This window comes from Pseudomonas sp. LB3P25, assembly GCF_054897985.1.
Map to the genome: position 1 here is coordinate 2,574,332 of NZ_CM142711.1, position 18,526 is coordinate 2,592,857.

Here is an 18,526-nt window from a genome sequence, read left to right on the forward strand (position 1 = left end):
TCGCCCCTTTGAATACCCTCCAGAGTCCGCCGGACCCGAATGTACTCGCCCGCGCTGCGGCCAAGGTGAAAAGCCATGTGTTGCCGTTGTTCGTGGTGATGTTCATCGTCAACTACATCGACCGGGTCAACATCGGCTTCGTGCGCAGCCACATGGAAACCGACCTCGGTATCGGCGCAGCCGCCTACGGCCTGGGCGCCGGGTTGTTCTTCATCGGTTACGCGATCTTTGAAGTCCCCTCCAACATGCTGCTGCAACGCTACGGCGCTCGCGCCTGGCTGACGCGCATCATGTTCACCTGGGGCGCGGCGGCAATGGCCATGGCGTTTGTGCGCGGCGAAACCAGTTTCTATGTGCTGCGTTTTGTTCTCGGTGCAGCTGAAGCAGGCTTCTTTCCCGGCATCATTTACTACTTCACCCAATGGCTGCCGTCGACTGAACGCGGCAAAGCCATGGCGATTTTCCTCAGCGGTTCGGCCATCGCCTCGGTGATCTCCGGTCCCGTCTCCGGTGCACTGTTGAACGTCAGTGGTTTCAGCCTGCATGGCTGGCAGTGGATGTTCTTGATTGAAGGCTTTGCCTCGATCGTGCTCTGTGGGTTTGTGTGGTTCTGGCTGCAATCCCATCCGCGCGAGGCGAAATGGCTGAGCGCCGAAGAAAAGGACGCACTGGTAGACGCCATCGCGCTGGAACAACAGGCCCGCGAAGCCACACAGACCGTCAAGCCGTCGATGTTCAAGCTGCTGGCCGACAAGCAGATCGCACTGTTCTGTTTCATCTACTTTTCCATCGCCCTGACCATCTACGGCGCCACGTTCTGGCTGCCGAGCATGATCAAGAAAATGGGCAACCTCGGCGACTTCCAGGTCGGCCTGTTCAACTCGATTCCGTGGATCATTTCGATCATCGCGATGTATGGCTTCGCCGCCATGGCCAGCAAATGGAAACATCAGCAAGCCTGGGTGGCCTTGACCCTGGTGATCGCCTCGTTCGGCATGTTCATGTCCACCACTGGCGGGCCGGTCTTCGCCTTCGTCGCCATCTGTTTCGCCGCCATTGGTTTCAAGGCCGCCTCGGCATTGTTCTGGCCGATTCCGCAAGGCTATCTGGACGCTCGCATCGCCGCCGCGGTGATCGCCTTGATCAATTCCATCGGCAACCTCGGCGGTTTCGTCGCCCCGACGGCGTTCGGTTTCCTGGAGCAAAAAACCGGCTCCATCGAAGGCGGCCTCTACGGTTTGGCGGCCACGTCACTGGTCGCGGCCGTGGTGATCTTTTTCGCCCGCACGGCACCGCGTGGCGATGCGCTCCGCGCGCTGACCGACAAACCTGCCGTCGACACGGCAGCCAAAAAAACCATCAGTCATCAAGCCTTGAGTTCAGGTTCAAAGGGAGCCGCTTCTTGAAAATCAAACGAGTCACCGTCACCCCCATCGCTTTCCGTGATCCGCCACTGCTCAACGCCAGTGGTATCCACGAACCTTTTGCGCTGCGCTCGATCATCGAGATTGAAAGCGACAACGGCTACATTGGTCTGGGTGAAAGCTACGGTGACGCCCCGGCGCTGTTGATCCAGCAGCAACTGCAAGACCAATTGATCGGCCTTGACCCGTTCAACCTCAATCAACTGCGCCGGATCGTGCAGGCCACGGTGGCGGCAAACAAACCGACGAGCATTCCCGGTGCGGAACTGGCGCCGGGCTCCCACGCCAGCAAAGCGGTGAGCAACGCGTATTCGGCGTTCGAAGTGGCGTTCCTTGATTTGCAGGCGCACTCGTTGAACGTGCCATTGGTGGACTTGCTGGGCGGGGCGATTCGCGACGAGATTCCGTTCAGCGCCTACCTGTTTTTCAAGTACGCCCAGCATGTCGACTCACCCTACGCCCCCGACAGTTGGGGCGAAGCGCTGAACGAAGAACAGATTGTCGCCCAGGCGCGGCGCATGATCGAGGCCAACGGTTTCAAGAGCATCAAGCTCAAGGCCGGCACACTCCCACCGGAGCATGAAGTGTCATGCATCAAGGCGCTGAAAAAGGCTTTCCCCGGTTACCCGTTGCGCATCGACCCGAACGGCAACTGGTCGCTGGAAACCTCGATCCGCATGGCCGAACTCTTGGGCGATGACCTGCAATATTACGAAGACCCGACGCCGGGCCTCGACGGCATGTCCGAACTGCACAAGCGCACCGGCCTGCCGCTGGCGACCAACATGGTGGTCACCGATTTCGATGAGTTCCGCCGCAGTGTTGCTTTGAACAGCGTGCAGATCGTCCTCGCCGACCACCACTACTGGGGCGGCCTGCGCGACACCCAGGCACTGGCGAAAATGTGCGATACCTTTGGCCTTGGCGTGTCGATGCACTCCAACTCGCACTTGGGCATCAGCCTGATGGCGATGGCACATGTCGCCGCTGCGGTGCCTAATCTGGATTACGCCTGCGACACGCATTACCCGTGGCAGGAGCCGGATGAAGAAGTGATCAAGGGCGGCAAAATCCCCATCGTCAATGGTTGCGTGAAGATCACCCGCGCACCGGGTTTGGGGTTGGAACTGGATCGTGATCAACTGGGCAAGCTGCATGACCAGTACCTGACGTGCGGCATTCGCCAGCGCGATGACGTGAAACAGATGCAGCGTTACAAGCCGGAGTGGAAGGCGGTCAAACCGCGGTTTTGATGCGGGGCGGGTCAATCATCTGTGCCTCCGGGGCTTGCCTGAAAATCCTTGACGAACGGCCTATGCTAAGGGCTTTTCAATGAGTCGGTTTCGACGGGGGCATAGATGGATCATCGGTGTGAAGTAGCGGTTCTCGGCATGGGCGCAATGGGCGCCGCCACCCTGTATCAACTGGCAAAATCTGGCGTCAAGGTGATTGGCGTCGACCGCCATCATCCTCCCCACGATCAAGGTTCAAGCCATGGCGATACGCGCATCACCCGGCTCTCGGTCGGGGAAGGCGCCGAGTATCTGCCCATTGTCCGTAACGCCCACCGAATCTGGCGCGAGCTCGAAGCGCTGTCCGGTGAGTCACTGTTCGAGCAGTGCGGCGTGTTGGTCATGACCTCCAGCCCCAGCTATGACGCTGACGATGAAAGCGACTTTACCCACCGCACCCTCCATCTCGCGAAAAGCTATGGCATCGAGCACGAGGTGTTGTCGGCTCAACAGATTCGCCAGCGATTCCCACAGTTTTCACCCGTGCTGGACAACGCCGTCGGCTATTTCGAACCGAGCGGCGGCTATGTCCGGCCCGAGCGCTGCATTGCGGTACAACTCAAGCTCGCCGAGGACCTGGGCGCGACGCTGTTGAAGGGGGAGACCGTCATGCACATCACTTCGGACGAGCAGGGCGTCACCATCACTACCGATCGGCGAACGATCCTCGCCGACAAGGTGGTGATCAGCGCCGGCATGTGGTCCCAGGGCTTGCTCGGCAAGCCTTTCGACCAGTTGCTGCGGGTGTGTCGTCAGAAGTTGTTCTGGTTCGAAGTGGAAGAGCACGCCCGGTTTGCGCCGGTATCGCCGACCTTTATTTACTATCACGGGCCCGGCGATGAAGACTCGAACTATGGCTTTCCACCGTTGCCCGGCGAGGGCAGTCTGAAGGTCGCCACCGAGCAGTACAGCGAAGAGTCTTCGCCAGATACGCTGGACAGAACCGTCAGCGACGCCGAAGCACGCGAGATGTTCGACACCCATGTGCGCGGCAAAATGGCGGGCGTCAGCTCGCGGGTTGCCAAGTCGGCGGTGTGCGCTTACACCGTCACCCCGGACGGTAATTTCATCATCGACGAGCACCCGTCACTGAAAAATACCCTGGTGGTGTCTGCCTGTTCGGGGCATGGCTTCAAGCATTCCGCTGCGCTGGGCGAGGCGCTGGCGCAGTGGTGCGTGCGGGGCAGCAGTGATCTGGATTTGTCGGCGTTTTCGTTGAAGCGCTTTGAGGGCGTTATTGAGTGAGTGCAGTGCTCAGGCGCTCGATCTGCGCCAGCTCCCAGGTGCTGAGCAAACTGACCGGGTCGGTGCCGTAACGTTGCCAACTGTCGAGGGCACCCTCGCGACCGTCCGGGCTTCGGCAACGTTGGCAGTGGTGCAGGCGAGTGCCGTCGAAACCGAGGCTCAGGCGCCAGCCTTCGATATCGACTTGCACCTGGCCGGCCTCGGGTTGTTCGTCGAGGCGCTTTAGAAGCCGAACTTCCAGCGCGGCGTCGCGCAATTGTTGGTAAACCTCGCGGGCGGTCAGGGGCGGCACTGATGTCTCCGGTGAAATCGTGGCAAGCGTGGATTCGGGGGGCACAGGATAGAGTGTGCGCTTGAGGCTGTCAGCGGATAGCGGGAGCGTCGAAGTTATTCGACGGACTGCGGACGCCGGGCAGGCTGACCTTCTTCCTCTCGGAGCTCACGGCTCATGTCGTTGCAGCTTTGCGACCAGTCTGTCAGCCACGTCGGCATCGGCGGCGACTGTTCAGCCAATCCCAACTCGCGGGCGTACTCGCCAGGTGCAACCGTGCCTTTGGCAGAACGGAACAGACCCCGCATCACCACGACACCGACCACGCGTCCCTTGCTCACGAAGCGGTGCTCCATAAAGCTCCACTTGTCGTCCCAGCCAAGCATCCTGGTGTGAATCTCGAACGCTTCGAACAACTTCAGCTCACGACGGAACTTGCCCCAGGTGTCCCCAACGATAGGCACGGCCTTATTGCGCAGCGCCACCCGGAATGCACCGCTGCGCAGCACGTAGTCCATGCGTCCTATATCGGCCAGGGTGAAATACCGGCCATTGGTAACGTGCCGGTTGAGGTCGAGATCGAGCGGCCAGACGCGCATGTGGACGATGGTGGTGGCCAAGGCGTCAACCGGCTTGCGCCATGGACGACGAACCAGCAAGAGGAAAAGTCGGAACCAGAGATTCATAAGTACGCCGATGATTGAGGGACGCGTGCACTTTAGGGAGGAAGGATCGGGTAAGGTAGGTGCGCAAATGACTTTTTTCATGCGAAAAGCGCAATTGGACCCTGTATGCACGTCACCCTTTTACTGGCTGATCAATGTTCCGCCGCCAGCGCCACGATGGCCCTGGAAGTGCTCAGCGCCGCCAACCTGTTCGCCGACACGGCCGGCGCGCCTTTTGACGTGGTCATCGCCTCGCTTGATGGCGCCGATATCGCCGCGTGGGGAGGGCAGACGCTGCGCGTGGACCTGCCCACCGTCGAGATCCCGAGAACTGATCTGGTGCTGATCCCCGGATTCCTCTTCACCCTGAAGGACGCCTTGCCGGCATTTTCGGCCTATGGGCCATGGCTGCGTCAACAGCATGCACAGGGTGCCGTGGTGGCTTCAATGTGCACGGCGGCGTTCATGCTGGCCGAAACGGGCCTGCTGGATGGCGTTCGTGCTACCACGCACTGGGCCTTTGCAGACTTCTTTCGTCGTCGGTATGCCGAGGTCCGTCTGGAGGAGACGCAGATCCTCTGTGAGGACAATCGTGTGATCACTTGCGGGGGTGCGAGTGCCGCCATGGATCTTTTGCTGCACCTCGTGCGCCGGTTCGCTTCACTGGAACTGGCGCAAAAGTGCAGCAAATACTTGCTGGTCGACGCTGTGCGCAGCGAGCAATCGGTATATGTCATGTGGTCATTGCCGAAGAACCATGGGGATGGCGACATCCTGCGGGTTCAACACTGGCTGGAGGAACGCTTCGATCAGCCGCTGCTGATTGATGATGTCGCCCAGCAATTCGGGTTCGGTGTCAGGAACTTCAAAAGGCGTTTCAAGGAAGCCACGGGATACACGCCCATTACCTACCTGCAAACCCTGCGTCTGGAGAAGGCAAAACAGCTGCTTGAATCCACCCGCATGACACTCGACAGCATCACTTACGCCGTGGGCTACGAAGACGGCAATTCGTTCCGTAGACTGTTCCGCCAGCGAGTGGGTTTGCTGCCGGCGGCGTACAGGAAGAAGTTTCAACCGGGTGCGAGTTGATTCACTGGCGCCAAGCCACAGATGATTGGGAGCAGAACATGCAGAAAGCCGCCGTACTCACCTTAGCCCTGGTGCTCAATGCAGGATTGTCCAGCGCGCACGCACAAGCGGCCGGCGATGTTGAAGCGGGTGCGACACTGTTCAAGCGGATATGCGGCGGCTGCCATCAGGTCGGGGAGTCGGCGCGCGGTTCTTTTGGGCCGCAGCTCAATGGCATTTTTGGACGCCCTTCGGGCAGCACCACGGATTACCAATATTCCGATGCTATGAAATCAGCCGGTATCGTCTGGACCCGCGAAACGCTGACCGCGTACCTCGAAGCTCCAAAAAAAGTGGTCCCTGGCACCCGCATGATTTTCTGGGGGCTCAGCGACCCGGAAAAGATCGAAAACCTGTTGGCGTACCTTCAGACGTTTCAGCCGCAATAGGGCTTTGTGACGTTCGAAACGCATTTCATGGCCGTTTGCGCCTCGCCGAAAAACTCCCGTTGACACTCTTCCGCCGACGTTGGCGCTGAGCTCCGGGGCGATGTTCAACCAGAGGACGGGATTGGAGCGTGCAATGCCCCAATCCCGCCCTTTCTAGTGTTTGCCAATCGGCAAGGGTGGGGTTCGAGGCGGGATCAATCGTTTTGACCCGATCGATTCGAACGCCGAAGCCAGGCGCAGCAGCGTCGAATCGTCATAAGCACGACCGGCAAATGTCAGCCCCACGGGCATGCCGATGTCTAGCATGACGCCCATCGGCACAGTGACCGTGGGAACGCCCAGGTGCCGGATGGCGAGGTTGCCGTTGGCGACCCAGATGCCGTTACTCCACGCGATATCCGCAGACTTCGGATCGACATCGGCATTCGCCGGACCCACATCGGCGACCGTCGGGAATAGCACCGCATCGAGCCCCAGCCCATCCATCCAGTCCTCCAGATCGATTCGACGTGTCTGCTCAAGTCCGCGCAGTCCGTCAGGCACTGTGGTGATCTGGTCCCACGGTGTGATGCCGCGCTCGGCCATCTTCACGTATTCGTCCATGCCCGCGGCAAGGTCGTCCTCCCGGTTGGGCAGAGTGCCCGGGTCGTGAGGGAACATCAGCGGTCCGTGGACATCGGCCAGGCGGTTCAACTTGGGATCGCCATTGGTCCGCAGAAAATCATCGAACGCCCAGGCCGACAGGTCCCACAACTCATGATGCAGGAACTCTTTGGACACCAGGCCCCGCGTAAACACCGTTGGCGCACCCGGGCGATCACCCTCGCAATTAGAGACCAGCGGGAAATCGACGTCGATGACTTCGGCGCCAGCGACTTCGAGTGCCTTGCGAGCCTCTTCCCAGAGCCCGATCACGGAAGGGCGGGTATAGATTCGCTGCCCCGTCGGACCACCGATGCCAGGCGCGTCGCTTGTGCCCGCTTCGGGATCCGCGTTGATGTACATACGGGGCACGCCGAAGCGCTTTCCTGCCAGCGCATCGGGCTTCACGGCCAACTCGGCATAGGACGCGGGACGCACCGACGCGACACTCGGAATCGGCACCCAGGGTTGCATCCGCCACAGATCGCCACGGGTGTCGGGATCATCGGCCACCACCACGTCGAGCACTTCGAGCAGGTCGGCCATGGTTCTGGCAAACGGCACGACAACGTCCATCGTCGGCGTCAACGGCCAGTTGCCGCGCACCGAGATCACCCCGCGCGAAGGTGTGTAGGCACACAGACCATTGTTCGATGCAGGGCCGCGTCCGCTCGACCAGGTTTCTTCCGCGAGGCCGAATGCCGCGAAACTGGCGGCGGTTGCCGTACCGGCACCGTTCGATGAGCCCGAGGCGAAGGGGGCGGTGAGATAGTCAGCGTTGTACGGGCTCTGCGCACGGCCGTAGACCCCGCGCTGCATGCCGCCGTTTGCCATGGGCGGCATGTTGGTCTTGCCCAGACAGATCGCGCCCGCGGCGCGAAGCCGTTCGATCGTGAACGCATCGCGATAAGCAATCAGGTTCGCGAAGGCGGGACTGCCGGAGGCAGCGGTGAGCCCCTTGACCAGGTAACTGTCCTTGGCCGTATAGGGAATGCCATCGAGCGGACCCAGTGTCTCGCCCTTGGCCCGACGGGCATCGGACGCCTGTGCTTCGTTCAGTGCCTCGGGGTTTCGAACCACCACCGCGTTGAGGGCGGTGGGCGTGTCGGGACCGTCGTAGGCATCGATCCTGGCGAGATAGGCCTGGACCAGCTCAACCGCAGTGGTTCGGCCAGACTCGAGCGCAGCACGCAGTTCGGCAATGGAAACTTCGGTGACCTCGATCATGCTGTTACCACCGGCGGCTGATGGGCGACGCGATGAATGTTGGGCTCAAGGACATCACTAATCTCAAAATGGGTATTCATTGGTGTTCTCGTTGCGCTGCTTTATGCGTTGGCTTAGGTCATATTCGGGCTGAAAGCGACGGTGGTTTCACTTTCGTGCCGGTTGATTATCGTGATCGCGATGAGCGCTGAGCTTCTTCTGCGCGGACCTGTGAAGACTCACCGCGAGTGCCAACCCAATTGGCTTGAGATCTGTTGAGTAGCCTCCATCAGTTGATTCACGTAGTCCTGTTTCAGTTCTTCCCTGAAGCGAAAGCACGGGAATGAAACACTCATGCCACCGATCACGTGACCAAAACGGTCCCTGATCGGTGCTGCCAGGCAGCGCATGTTGTCTTCGAACTCTTCATGGTCTTCGGCATAGCCCTGCTCTCGAACCACTTCCAGTTCTCGCAAGTACAACTCGACGCTGGTCAGGGTATTGGCAGTACGGCGCTCGAAGCTTTCTTCCTCGAGGTGCGCGAGCAGCTCACTTTCCTCGAGCCAGGCCATCAGCACCTTGCCGATGCCTGTGCAGTACAACGGCGCACGCCGCCCGATGCGCGAGTACATGCGCAGATTATATTTTGAATCGATCTTGTGGACGTAAACGATGCTGCCTTCATCGAGGATGCCCAGGTGAACAGTCTCGCCAGTCAGTTCATTGATCCGTCGCATACCCGGCTCCGCTTCTCGGACTATGTCCAGATGAGGAAGGGCCTGAGCGCCCAGTTCGAACAGTCGAACGCTGAGGCGATAACGATCCTCGGCATCCTGTACCACATAACCCCGCGCCTTGAGTGACTGCAAAAAGCGATAAACCGTGCTTTTCGACATGTCCAGTTTGTGGGCGATTTCTGATACGCCGCTTTCTTCCGGATGCTCGGCCAAGGCCTCGAGTACGGCCATGGTCCGGCCTACAGCGGAGACCAGATCATTGTTTTGGATGACGCTGTTGTCCATGAAGGCTCCAACGGGAACGTAAAGCCCAAGGATATACGCAAGCGGATCAAAACGCTGTTTCATTTTTCTTGACGGTGCGGGAAATCTGATTAGACTCGACCCTCAACAGAAAATGAAACGCCGTTTTAAAAGTGGCGGAAGGTGGTGCGGAACACAACAAGATCGTGTCTGTGTCCAAGCCTTGCGACTCATTCGAATAAAAACCAAAGGCGCGTCGTTATGAAAATCCGTGAAGCCCGCGTTATCGTCACCTGCCCAGGCCGAAACCTGATTACCTTGAAGATCGTCACCGATGAAGGGATCTACGGCATCGGCGATGCGACCTTGAATGGCCGTGAAATGGCCGTGGTCGCCTATCTCGAGGAACACGTTCTTCCGGCGCTGATCGGTCGCGATGCACGCTGTATCGAAGACATCTGGCAATACCTGTATCGCGGGGCGTACTGGCGCCGTGGCCCGGTGACCATGACCGCCATCGCCGCAGTGGATGTCGCGCTCTGGGATATCAAGGCCAAGGCCGCGAACATGCCGTTGTACCAACTGCTGGGAGGCAAAAGCCGCGAACGGGTCATGGTCTACGGACATGCCACCGGCAAGGACATCGAAGGTTGCCTGGACGAAGTCGCCCGCCATGTCGAACTGGGTTACAAGGCCGTGCGCGTGCAATGCGGTATTCCCGGCATTGCCACCACCTACGGCGTCGCCAAGCGCAGCGGCGAGCGTTATGAGCCGGCCGACAGCGACCTGCCCGCCGAGCATGTCTGGGACACCGCCAAGTACCTCAACTACGTCCCCAAACTGTTTGCTGCCGTACGCGATCGATTTGGTGACGACCTGCATATCCTGCACGACGTCCACCATCGCCTGACGCCGATCGAAGCGGGGCGCCTGGGTAAAGCGGTGGAGCCGTTCAACCTGTTCTGGCTCGAAGACTGTACGCCGGCCGAGAACCAGGAAGCCTTTCGCCTGATCCGTCAGCACACCACCACACCATTGGCAGTCGGGGAGGTGTTCAACTCCATTCATGACTGCCGTGAGCTGATCCAGGAACAGTTGATCGACTACATCCGTGCGACGCTGGTGCACGCCGGCGGTATCACTCACGTGCGGCGTATAGCCGACTTTGCGGCGCTGTACCAGGTGCGCACAGGCTTCCATGGCGCCACCGACCTGTCGCCAGTAACGATGGGCGCTGCGCTGCATTTCGATATGTGGGTGCCGAATTTCGGTATCCAGGAACACATGCCTCACGACGAGCGCACCGACGAAGTCTTTCCCCATGCCTATCGCTTCGAGGATGGCCATTTCACGCCCGGCAATGCGCCAGGGCATGGCGTCGACATCGATGAAAGCCTTGCCGCGAAATACCCCTACAAACGCGCCAGCCTGCCAGTCAACCGTCTTGAGGATGGCACGCTCTGGCATTGGTAAGTGCTGCTCTGAAGTTTTTCCACGATTCAATAACTACAAGTACAAGAAACGGGGCGTTGCGTCCTGACAGGAGTTATCTGATGAAAGCTTTCCAGGTAAGAGCACCCTTTGAATTCGGCCTGGCGCAGGTCGACATGCCGCTGGTTGCCCCCGGTGAGGTCAAGGTCGACGTGGCCTACGCCGGCATCTGCGGCTCAGACATGCACATCATCCATGGGCAGAACGCATTCGTGCGTTTCCCCCGCGTGACCGGTCATGAGTTTTCCGGTGTTGTCCGGCAAATAGGCGAGGGGGTCGAGCATCTGCAGGTCGGCGACCGGGTGTGTATCGATCCGGTGATCAGTTGCGGCACCTGCTATCCCTGCCGGATCAATCGTCCCAATGTCTGCACGCAGCTGCAGGTGATCGGTGTGCATCGAGACGGCGGCTTCAGTGAGCAGGTCTGTGTACCGGCCACCAATGCCCACCGCTTGCCTGACTCGATGTCGCTGAGTCACGCGGCACTGGTGGAACCTTATTCCATTGCGCTGAATGTTCTCGATCGGATGCAACCGTATCCTGGCGACAGCCTGTTGATCTACGGCGCCGGCGTCATCGGTCTGACCCTTGTGCAAATGGCACGGGCACTGGGATTGACCGACATCACCGTCACCGATGTCATCGATGCCCGACTCGACACTGCGCGGGCTTTGGGTGCGAGCCTTACCCTCAACGGCAAGGAACTCGATGTCGAGGCGAAGATGCGCGAACTCACCCAGGGTGAAGGTGTGCCGCTGATCGTCGATGCCGCCTGTATTCCTGCGTTGATGCCACAAATGGTACGTCTGGCCTCGCCAGCAGGACGCATCGGGCTGCTCGGTTTCAATGCCATACCGAGTGATCTGGTGCAGCTGGAAGTGATCAAGAAGGAGTTGACGCTGGTCGGCTCGCGCCTCAATAACCGCAAGTTCCCACGGGTGATCGAACTGATCGCCAGCGGCAAATTGCAGGTCCAGGACCTGATCAGCCATCGCGTTACGTTTGACGAGATGCCCGCGGCCATCGAGATGATCGAAAACCATCCCGAGCAGACCCGAAAGGTATTGGTGGAACTGACGAGCGCACTCGACTGAGAACAGCTCGGCGCCTTCACGGGCGCCGGTTCTATCGTGCCCCTGGATGGGCACCCTCACCGAATAAACACAAAAAGCGGGAGGTTCCAATGTTTGGACAAGGTCGTAGCGTAGTCATCATCATGTTGTTCCTGGCAGGCGTCATCAATTACCTGGATCGTTCGGCATTGTCCGTCGCGGCCCCCTTCATCCAGAAGGACTACGGTCTGAGTACGGGCGAAATGGGGATGATCTTCAGCAGCTTTTTCGTCGGCTATGCGGTGTTCAATTTCATCGGTGGCTGGGCTGCCGATCGCTATGGAGCAAAAACCACGCTGCTGCTGGCGATGGTGCTCTGGTCGCTGTTCAGTGGTCTGACGGTATTGACGATCGGCTTCGCCTCACTGGTGTTCATCCGAATACTGTTCGGCATGGGTGAGGGCCCGCTGAGTGTCACCACCAGTAAGATGGTCAACAACTGGTACGCACCCAAACGAAGGGCACGGGCGCTAGGCGCTTCGATGTCCGGGACGCCATTGGGCGGCGCGATTTCCGGGCCGGTGGTCGGCTTTATCGCTGTCAGTTACGGCTGGAAAGTCTCCTTCGTCATCATCATGGTGATTGGTCTGATCTGGGCGGCGGTGTGGTTCAAATTCGTCAAAGATAAGCCGCAAGGCAAGGCTGCCGAGGACATTCTGCAGGCAGAGGGCGAGAGCGAGATGGCTGCGCAAGCTGTTCAACCACTGCGCTACTACCTCAAGCAACCCACGGTGCTGTTCACCTCGCTGGCGTTTTTTTCCTACAACTACACGCTGTTCTTCTTCCTGACCTGGTTCCCCAGCTACCTGACCATGGCTCACGGCCTGAACGTCAAAGACATGAGCATTGCGACGGTCATTCCCTGGCTGCTGGGTTTCCTTGGCCTGGCCCTGGGTGGTTTCATCTCCGACTTTGTCTTCAAAAAAACCGGACGGATGATGTTCTCTCGCAAGGTGGTGCTGGTGACCTGCCTGCTCGCCTGCGCAGGCTGCATCGGTTTCGCAGGCGTGGTGAAAACGCTGTATCCGGCGGTCATCCTGGTGGCCCTGGCAGTGTTCTTCCTCTACCTCACTGGCGCTATTTACTGGGCAATCATTCAGGACACCGTACCGGCCGCACGCGTCGGTGGGGTTAGCGGCTTCATGCATTTTCTCGCCAATACGTCGGGCATTATCGGGCCGACCTTGACCGGGTTTATCGTCCAGTTCACCGGCTCGTTCACCAGCGCCTTTCTGTTGGCGGGCCTGCTGACCATCATCGGTGCGGTGTGTGTAGCGCGCTTCGTCAAGCCACTGGCGGTGGCCGATGTACCCACGTCGCCGATGGATAGCGTTCAGCCGCGTCCGGCTCTGAATCATCCCTAGAAGAAGGAGAGCGCCAATGTCTGTTATTCAGCGTATTCCTTCGGCAGGTCCAGCACCTGAGATCGGTATTGTGCATCTTGGCCTGGGGGCGTTTCATCGCGCCCATCAGGCGGTCTACTTGCAACGTAACCTGGCCCGCCATGGGGGCGGCGACTGGGGGCTGTGCAGCGCCAATCTTCGTTCCAACCGCACACTGGTCGATCAATTGCGCAAGCAGGGCGGTCGCTACCATGTGGCGGAATATCGTGACCGCGAGCAGGTGGTTCTGCGCGAAATCGCCGTGTTGCGTGAGGTTTTGTACGTGGGTGATGGCGGCGATGAACTTGCACTTCTATTGCAGCGCATGGCTGCTCCTCAAACGCGGATCGTGACCCTGACCGTCACCGAGAAAGGCTATTACCTCAGCCCGACCACAGGGCAGTTGCGTGTTGAAGACCCAGCCATTGCCCATGATCTCGCTCACCCTCAAGCACCGCGGACAGCCCCTGGGATTGTCCTGGAAGCTCTGCGCCGTCGACACGCCGAAGGCATTGCGGCGTTCACGGTGCTGTGCTGTGACAACATGCCGGACAACGGCCAGCGAACACGACAGGCAGTCATTGCATTGGCTGCTGCACAGGATCCGCATCTGGCGAAATGGGTTGACGAGCAGGCGGCGTTTCCCGGCTGTATGGTCGATCGGATTGTTCCGGCGATGGATGCTGCTGCGTTCAGTCGACTGGACGAACAGCTCGACTGTCAGGACCGCGCAGCGGTGGTGTGTGAAAGCTTCAGCCAATGGGTCATCGAGGATCACTTCCCGCTCGGGCGTCCGGATTGGGAAGAAGAGGGCGTGCAGATGGTTCGCGACGTCCGGCCTTTCGAGACCATGAAGCTGCGCATGCTCAATGGTAGCCATTCGTTGCTGGCCTACATCGGTTTGCTGGCCGGCCATGAATCGGTGTTCGAGGCGATCGGCGACGCCGATCTCGCACGTTTCATCCATCGCTACATGGCCGAGGAAGCCGCACCTACGCTGGACATGCCCGAAGGTATCGACCTTTCAATGTATGCCCGCGAACTCTGCGCTCGCTTTGCCAATGACAGCCTGCAACATCGCCTGCGCCAGATCGCCATGGATGGCTCGCAGAAGTTGCCTCAGCGTTGGCTGCTCGGCATACAACGGTTGCTTGACGAGGGTCACAGCATTGCCTGCACGGCGCTGGGTGTCGCGGCCTGGATTCACTATTGCGGACAACCGCCGGGAGGGACGACGCCAGTGATCGACGATCCTTTGAGCGCGACGTTCGCCGATCTCGCTGCACGACTGCAAGGTGCGCAATTGGTGGATGCCTTTCTCGACCTGGGCGAAGTCTTTCCCACGGCTTTATCTGACCGCGGCCAATTCCGTGACGCCGTGCAGCATGCCTACGCCGCCCTCGGTCGCGAGGGTATTCGAGGCATTCTGAAAACCTTTCCAGAACACGATACCCAAGAAGGAAAATGACATGGAACATACCTGGCGTTGGTTCGGCCCGAAGGATCCGATTTCTCTGGCGGACATCCGACAAACCGGTGCGACGGGCATTGTCACTGCCCTGCACGACATTCCCAATGGCCAGGTCTGGCCGGTGGAGGCTATCGCGACGCGCAAGCAGTCGATCGAAGCCGCCGGTCTGAGCTGGTCTGTGGTTGAAAGCATTCCGGTCCATGAAGACATCAAGCGTGGTTGTGGTCGGCGCGATGAGTACATCGCCAACTACCAGCAAAGCCTGCGCAATCTGGCGACCTGCGGCATCGATATCGTCTGCTACAACTTCATGCCAATTCTGGACTGGACCCGCACGGATCTCGCCTGGGAACTTGAAGATGGCGGCTGGGCGCTGCGTTTCGATCAAACCGCGTTCGCTGCGTTCGACCTGTTCATTCTGCAACGCCCAGGTGCGCAAGACGAATACAGCGCCGACGATATCCAGCAGGCGAAGGCCTATTTCGAGCAACTGACGCCGTCCCAGCGCGATGCGTTGGTCAACACCTTGATTGCTGGCTTGCCGGGCGCCGAAGAACACTACAGTCTGGATGACTTTCGTGCCTTGCTGCGCACCTACGCCGACATCGATGAGGCCCGACTGCGTGAGCATCTGGGGTACTTTTTGCGTGAGGTGATTCCGGTCGCCGAAGCCGTCGGTGTGCGCATGGCGATTCACCCGGACGACCCGCCTCGCGCGTTGCTTGGCCTGCCGCGAATTCTCTCCACGGCCGATGACGCACAATGGTTGCTGGATGCCGCGCCCAGTCCAGCCAATGGCCTGACGTTTTGTACCGGTTCCTACGGCGTACGCGCGGATAACGACCTAGTGGCGATGGCCAAGCGTTTTGCGCCGTTCATCTACTTCACCCACCTGCGTTCAACACGTCGGGAAGCCGACCCTCGCAGCTTTCATGAAGCCCATCATCTGGACGGGGATGTCGATATGGTTGGCGTGATCAGTGCCTTGGTCGAAGAGGAGTGCAGACGTGAACGCGAAGGAGGCCCACGTTTGCCATTGCGTCCGGATCACGGGCATCAATTGCTTGATGATCAGCAACGCAAAAGCAATCCGGGCTACTCCTTGATAGGTCGCCTCAAGGGGCTCGCTGAAATAAGGGGCGTCGAGTTAGCCGTGCGACAACTGCGCAGCTAATGAGATTTTCGGTCATGGTCACCGACTGTTTCTGGCCGATAGTTGCGGATAAAAGCGAGGTGCGCGGGTTCCCTGTCGCCCACCTCGCTCAAGGCGATTCTACGTCATCAGGCTTTACTGGCCGCCAGGTAAGCGCCAAGGCGTTGTCCCATTTGCTCGCCCAAGGCTTGCAGGCCGCTCAAGGGACGGACCATCACCTCAAACTCAACGATTTTTCCTTGTTCATTGAACCGGATCATATCGATGCCCTTTAACGCTTTCCCGCCGACGTTGGCGCTGAACTCCAGGACGACGCTCAACCCGTCTGCGGTCGACAGTTCCCGGTGGTAGACAAAGTCCTCAAATACCTCGATGACCGTGTTGAGAATCATCGATACCACGGCTGCACCCGGGTAAGGCGTGTGAGCCATCGGGGAGCGGAATATCGCCTGTGGGTCCAACAAACCGGGCAAGGCGCTCAAGTCACCCTTGCTGATCATGTCGTGCCACTGGTTCAGGGATTCTGCGGCTTTGGGATGCAGTTTCAGTTCAGACATTTCAACTCCGATGGTTTGCCGTGAGACATTCGATAGTGCCGCCAGGATCGACTTGCGACCAAGCGGATGCACTAAAAGTAGCTCACAAAAAAAGCCCGGCTGATCAGGCCGGGCTTCTTTTTAGATAACGCTTTAAAGCTACTCATTTATGCAGCACGGTTTTCGATCAGACGGTCCGAGCCACCTTCAGCAACGCGGTTTTCGATCAGGCGATCCGAGCCACCTTCAGCAACGCGGTTTTCGATCAGGCGATCCGAGCCACCTTCAGCAACGCGGTTTTCGATCAGGCGATCCGAGCCACCTTCAGCAACGCGGTTCTCGATCAGGCGATCGGAGCCACCTTCGGCAACGCGGTTCTCGATCAGACGATCGGAGCCACCTTCGGCAACGCGATTCTCGATCAGGCGATCCGAGCCACCTTCGGCCACGCGGTTCTCGATCAGACGGTCCGAACCACCTTCGGCAACGCGGTTTTCGATCAGACGATCGGAGCCACCTTCGGCAACGCGATTCTCGATCAGACGATCGGAACCACCTTCGGCCACGCGACTTTCAATCAGACGATCCGAGCCGCCTTCAGCGACAACCGGGTGAGCCGAGGTAGCGGCGAAAGCGTTAACTGCAAAAACCGAGAAAGCGATGCTGAGGATAGTTTGGCGTTTCATGAGGGTGTGCTCCGGGGTGTAGTTGTTGGGTCTGGAGCTGATGTTACGCCGCGGATTTTTTAAGAGAACTTCATTGAATTAATGGTGACTATTGACGGAGTCAATGGCTGCTGGAAACGGGATTTTCCCTGTCACTGATCAGCGACACACAGTTCCCCGGTGGCGCGTATAAGAGCCTGACCATGCAGGCCATCCTTGATCAGACTGGCTCGCGCCGTGCCCAGCCAGTTCTGGCATTGCGGGTCTTTGCGGTAGGGCGCGAAGGCGGCGTATTGCTGCAACAGACGGCTTTGCAGCTCATCGAGCTGTGGCCGGATTTGATTGGCGAGGTCCGGCCGTGGCGTGTCAGGCGCCTTGCCGGCCGCTTGCCATTGAGCAATCAGGCCGTATTGCACCAGTTTGTTGGCTTCAATCTGTGCGGCGATCAATTCGGCAAACTCGTCCGGGTCCAGTTTGCGGTCAACAGCCAGCTTCCTGGCGTTGGCGATGACTTGCGCTTCCCGGGCACTGTCCTGGATCGGTTTGCCACTGTCCCACTTGGTCAGCGCCACGAGATCAGCAATGCTCAGGCGCTCGTTCAACGTCACCAGCAGCGGTTGCAAGCTATCGGGCGCCGGGGAGGGCGCATTGGCCTGTGCGCTGCTGGCGAGTAAACCGAGGACGGCGCAGGTCAGCAGGTGCGGTAAGCGTGGGGAGTGGAGCATGGGCAAACCTCATTGGGTACGGGACTCGCAATCAGGTGTTATGTATCACAGGTGTGGCAGAGGCATTAAGTGGGGATCGATTTATTTTGTGCACGAAAAAGCCCGGCTTGTCAGGCCGGGCTTTTCGTTGAGTGTTGCGGTAAAGCTATTCATTTATGCAGCGCGGCTTTCGATCAAGCGATCCGAACCACCTTCAGCAACGCGGTTCTCGATCAGACGATCCGAACCACCTTCAGCAACGCGGTTCTCGATCAGACGATCCGAACCACCTTCAGCAACGCGGTTCTCGATCAGACGATCGGAGGCACCTTCAGCAACGCGGTTCTCGATCAGACGATCCGAACCACCTTCAGCAACGCGGTTCTCGATCAGACGATCGGAGCCACCTTCAGCAACGCGGTTCTCGATCAGACGATCGGAGCCACCTTCAGCAACGCGGTTCTCGATCAGACGATCGGAGCCACCTTCAGCAACGCGGTTCTCGATCAGGCGATCCGACCCACCTTCAGCAACGCGTTTTTCGATCAGACGGTCCGAACCACCTTCGGCCACACGACTTTCAATCAGACGATCCGAGCCGCCTTCAGCGACAACCGGGTGAGCCGAGGTAGCGGCGAAAGCGTTAACTGCAAAAACCGAGAAAGCGATGCTGAGGATGAGTTGGCGTTTCATGAGGGTGTGCTCCGGGGTGTAGTTGTTGGGTATGGAGCGGATGTTACGCCGCGGATTTTTTATGAGAACTTCAT

At 59.1% G+C, this 18,526-nt stretch carries 18 protein-coding genes; 10 read left to right on the forward strand and 8 right to left on the reverse strand.

The annotated features are described in order from the left end of the window. Nucleotides 1–8 precede the first annotated feature (8 nt). The 3 genes from ACYZTW_RS11565 (at nt 9) to solA (ending at nt 3,961) form a co-directional block, all read left to right on the forward strand. Nucleotides 9–1,406: an MFS transporter gene (locus tag ACYZTW_RS11565; protein WP_462004945.1), complete on the forward strand. Its 1,398-nt coding sequence runs from the start codon at nt 9–11 to the stop codon at nt 1,404–1,406. Then, a complete protein-coding gene (locus ACYZTW_RS11570; RefSeq protein WP_462004946.1) occupies nt 1,403–2,677 on the forward strand; it encodes a glucarate dehydratase family protein in 1,275 nt (424 codons plus the stop codon). The genes ACYZTW_RS11565 and ACYZTW_RS11570 overlap by 4 nt, the downstream gene beginning before the upstream one ends. A 105-nt stretch (nt 2,678–2,782) precedes the next feature. Further along, nucleotides 2,783–3,961, forward strand: a complete 1,179-nt coding sequence (gene solA / locus ACYZTW_RS11575) for an N-methyl-L-tryptophan oxidase (protein WP_462004947.1) — start codon at nt 2,783–2,785, stop codon at nt 3,959–3,961. Here solA and ACYZTW_RS11580 read toward each other — a convergent pair. Then, a complete protein-coding gene (locus ACYZTW_RS11580) occupies nt 3,951–4,253 on the reverse strand; it encodes a DUF7693 family protein (RefSeq protein WP_462004948.1) in 303 nt (100 codons plus the stop codon). The two genes, solA and ACYZTW_RS11580, sit on opposite strands and share 11 nt — an antisense overlap. Before the next feature lie 95 nt (nt 4,254–4,348). Then, nucleotides 4,349–4,918: an acyl-CoA thioesterase gene (locus ACYZTW_RS11585; RefSeq protein ID WP_462004949.1), complete on the reverse strand. Its 570-nt coding sequence runs from the start codon at nt 4,916–4,918 to the stop codon at nt 4,349–4,351. 105 nt (nt 4,919–5,023) lie between these two features. On the opposite strand from ACYZTW_RS11585, the gene ACYZTW_RS11590 reads away from it, so the two are divergent. Together ACYZTW_RS11590 and ACYZTW_RS11595 are read left to right on the forward strand one after the other, a co-directional pair. Continuing rightward, entirely contained in the window at nt 5,024–5,989 is a 966-nt protein-coding gene (locus tag ACYZTW_RS11590; protein ID WP_462004950.1) for a GlxA family transcriptional regulator, read from the forward strand. Between the two features lie 38 nt (nt 5,990–6,027). Then, nucleotides 6,028–6,417, forward strand: a complete 390-nt coding sequence (locus ACYZTW_RS11595; RefSeq protein WP_462004951.1) for a c-type cytochrome — start codon at nt 6,028–6,030, stop codon at nt 6,415–6,417. Nucleotides 6,418–6,570: 153 nt separating this feature from the next. Here the strand turns inward: ACYZTW_RS11595 and ACYZTW_RS11600 are convergent, their stop codons facing one another. Continuing rightward, nucleotides 6,571–8,286 carry an amidase gene (locus ACYZTW_RS11600; RefSeq protein WP_462004952.1) on the reverse strand — a complete coding sequence of 572 codons (1,716 nt, stop codon included), beginning with the start codon at nt 8,284–8,286 and terminating at the stop codon, nt 6,571–6,573. Nucleotides 8,287–8,504: 218 nt separating this feature from the next. Then, a complete protein-coding gene (gene kdgR / locus ACYZTW_RS11605) occupies nt 8,505–9,287 on the reverse strand; it encodes a DNA-binding transcriptional regulator KdgR (RefSeq protein ID WP_462004953.1) in 783 nt (260 codons plus the stop codon). 219 nt (nt 9,288–9,506) lie between these two features. Here kdgR and manD point away from each other — a divergent pair, with 219 nt between their 5' ends. From manD to uxuA, 5 genes are all read left to right on the forward strand, one after another. Further along, the gene (manD, locus tag ACYZTW_RS11610; protein WP_462004954.1) at nt 9,507–10,718 is read left to right on the forward strand and encodes a D-mannonate dehydratase ManD; all 1,212 of its coding nucleotides are present in this window, start codon (nt 9,507–9,509) and stop codon (nt 10,716–10,718) included. A gap of 80 nt (nt 10,719–10,798) precedes the next feature. Continuing rightward, the gene (locus ACYZTW_RS11615; RefSeq protein WP_462004955.1) at nt 10,799–11,830 is read left to right on the forward strand and encodes a Zn-dependent oxidoreductase; all 1,032 of its coding nucleotides are present in this window, start codon (nt 10,799–10,801) and stop codon (nt 11,828–11,830) included. Nucleotides 11,831–11,919: 89 nt separating this feature from the next. Continuing rightward, a complete protein-coding gene (locus tag ACYZTW_RS11620; protein WP_462004956.1) occupies nt 11,920–13,212 on the forward strand; it encodes an MFS transporter in 1,293 nt (430 codons plus the stop codon). Between the two features lie 16 nt (nt 13,213–13,228). Continuing rightward, a complete protein-coding gene (locus ACYZTW_RS11625; RefSeq protein WP_462004957.1) occupies nt 13,229–14,698 on the forward strand; it encodes a mannitol dehydrogenase family protein in 1,470 nt (489 codons plus the stop codon). 1 nt (nt 14,699) lies between these two features. Further along, the gene (gene uxuA, locus ACYZTW_RS11630) at nt 14,700–15,875 is read left to right on the forward strand and encodes a mannonate dehydratase (protein ID WP_462004958.1); all 1,176 of its coding nucleotides are present in this window, start codon (nt 14,700–14,702) and stop codon (nt 15,873–15,875) included. Between the two features lie 107 nt (nt 15,876–15,982). Here uxuA and ACYZTW_RS11635 read toward each other — a convergent pair whose 3' ends face one another. The 4 genes from ACYZTW_RS11635 to ACYZTW_RS11650 form a co-directional block, all read right to left on the reverse strand. After that, nucleotides 15,983–16,411 (reverse strand): nuclear transport factor 2 family protein, encoded by a 429-nt coding sequence (locus tag ACYZTW_RS11635; protein WP_056743778.1) that lies wholly within the window; start codon nt 16,409–16,411, stop codon nt 15,983–15,985. Nucleotides 16,412–16,557: 146 nt separating this feature from the next. Beyond that, a complete protein-coding gene (locus ACYZTW_RS11640) occupies nt 16,558–17,076 on the reverse strand; it encodes a phage infection protein (protein WP_462004959.1) in 519 nt (172 codons plus the stop codon). A 131-nt stretch (nt 17,077–17,207) separates the two neighbouring features. Further along, complete coding sequence (locus ACYZTW_RS11645) at nt 17,208–17,780, reverse strand: chorismate mutase (protein ID WP_462004960.1); 573 nt, start codon at nt 17,778–17,780, stop codon at nt 17,208–17,210. A 153-nt stretch (nt 17,781–17,933) separates the two neighbouring features. After that, the gene (locus ACYZTW_RS11650; protein ID WP_462004961.1) at nt 17,934–18,452 is read right to left on the reverse strand and encodes a phage infection protein; all 519 of its coding nucleotides are present in this window, start codon (nt 18,450–18,452) and stop codon (nt 17,934–17,936) included. Nucleotides 18,453–18,526 lie beyond the last annotated feature (74 nt).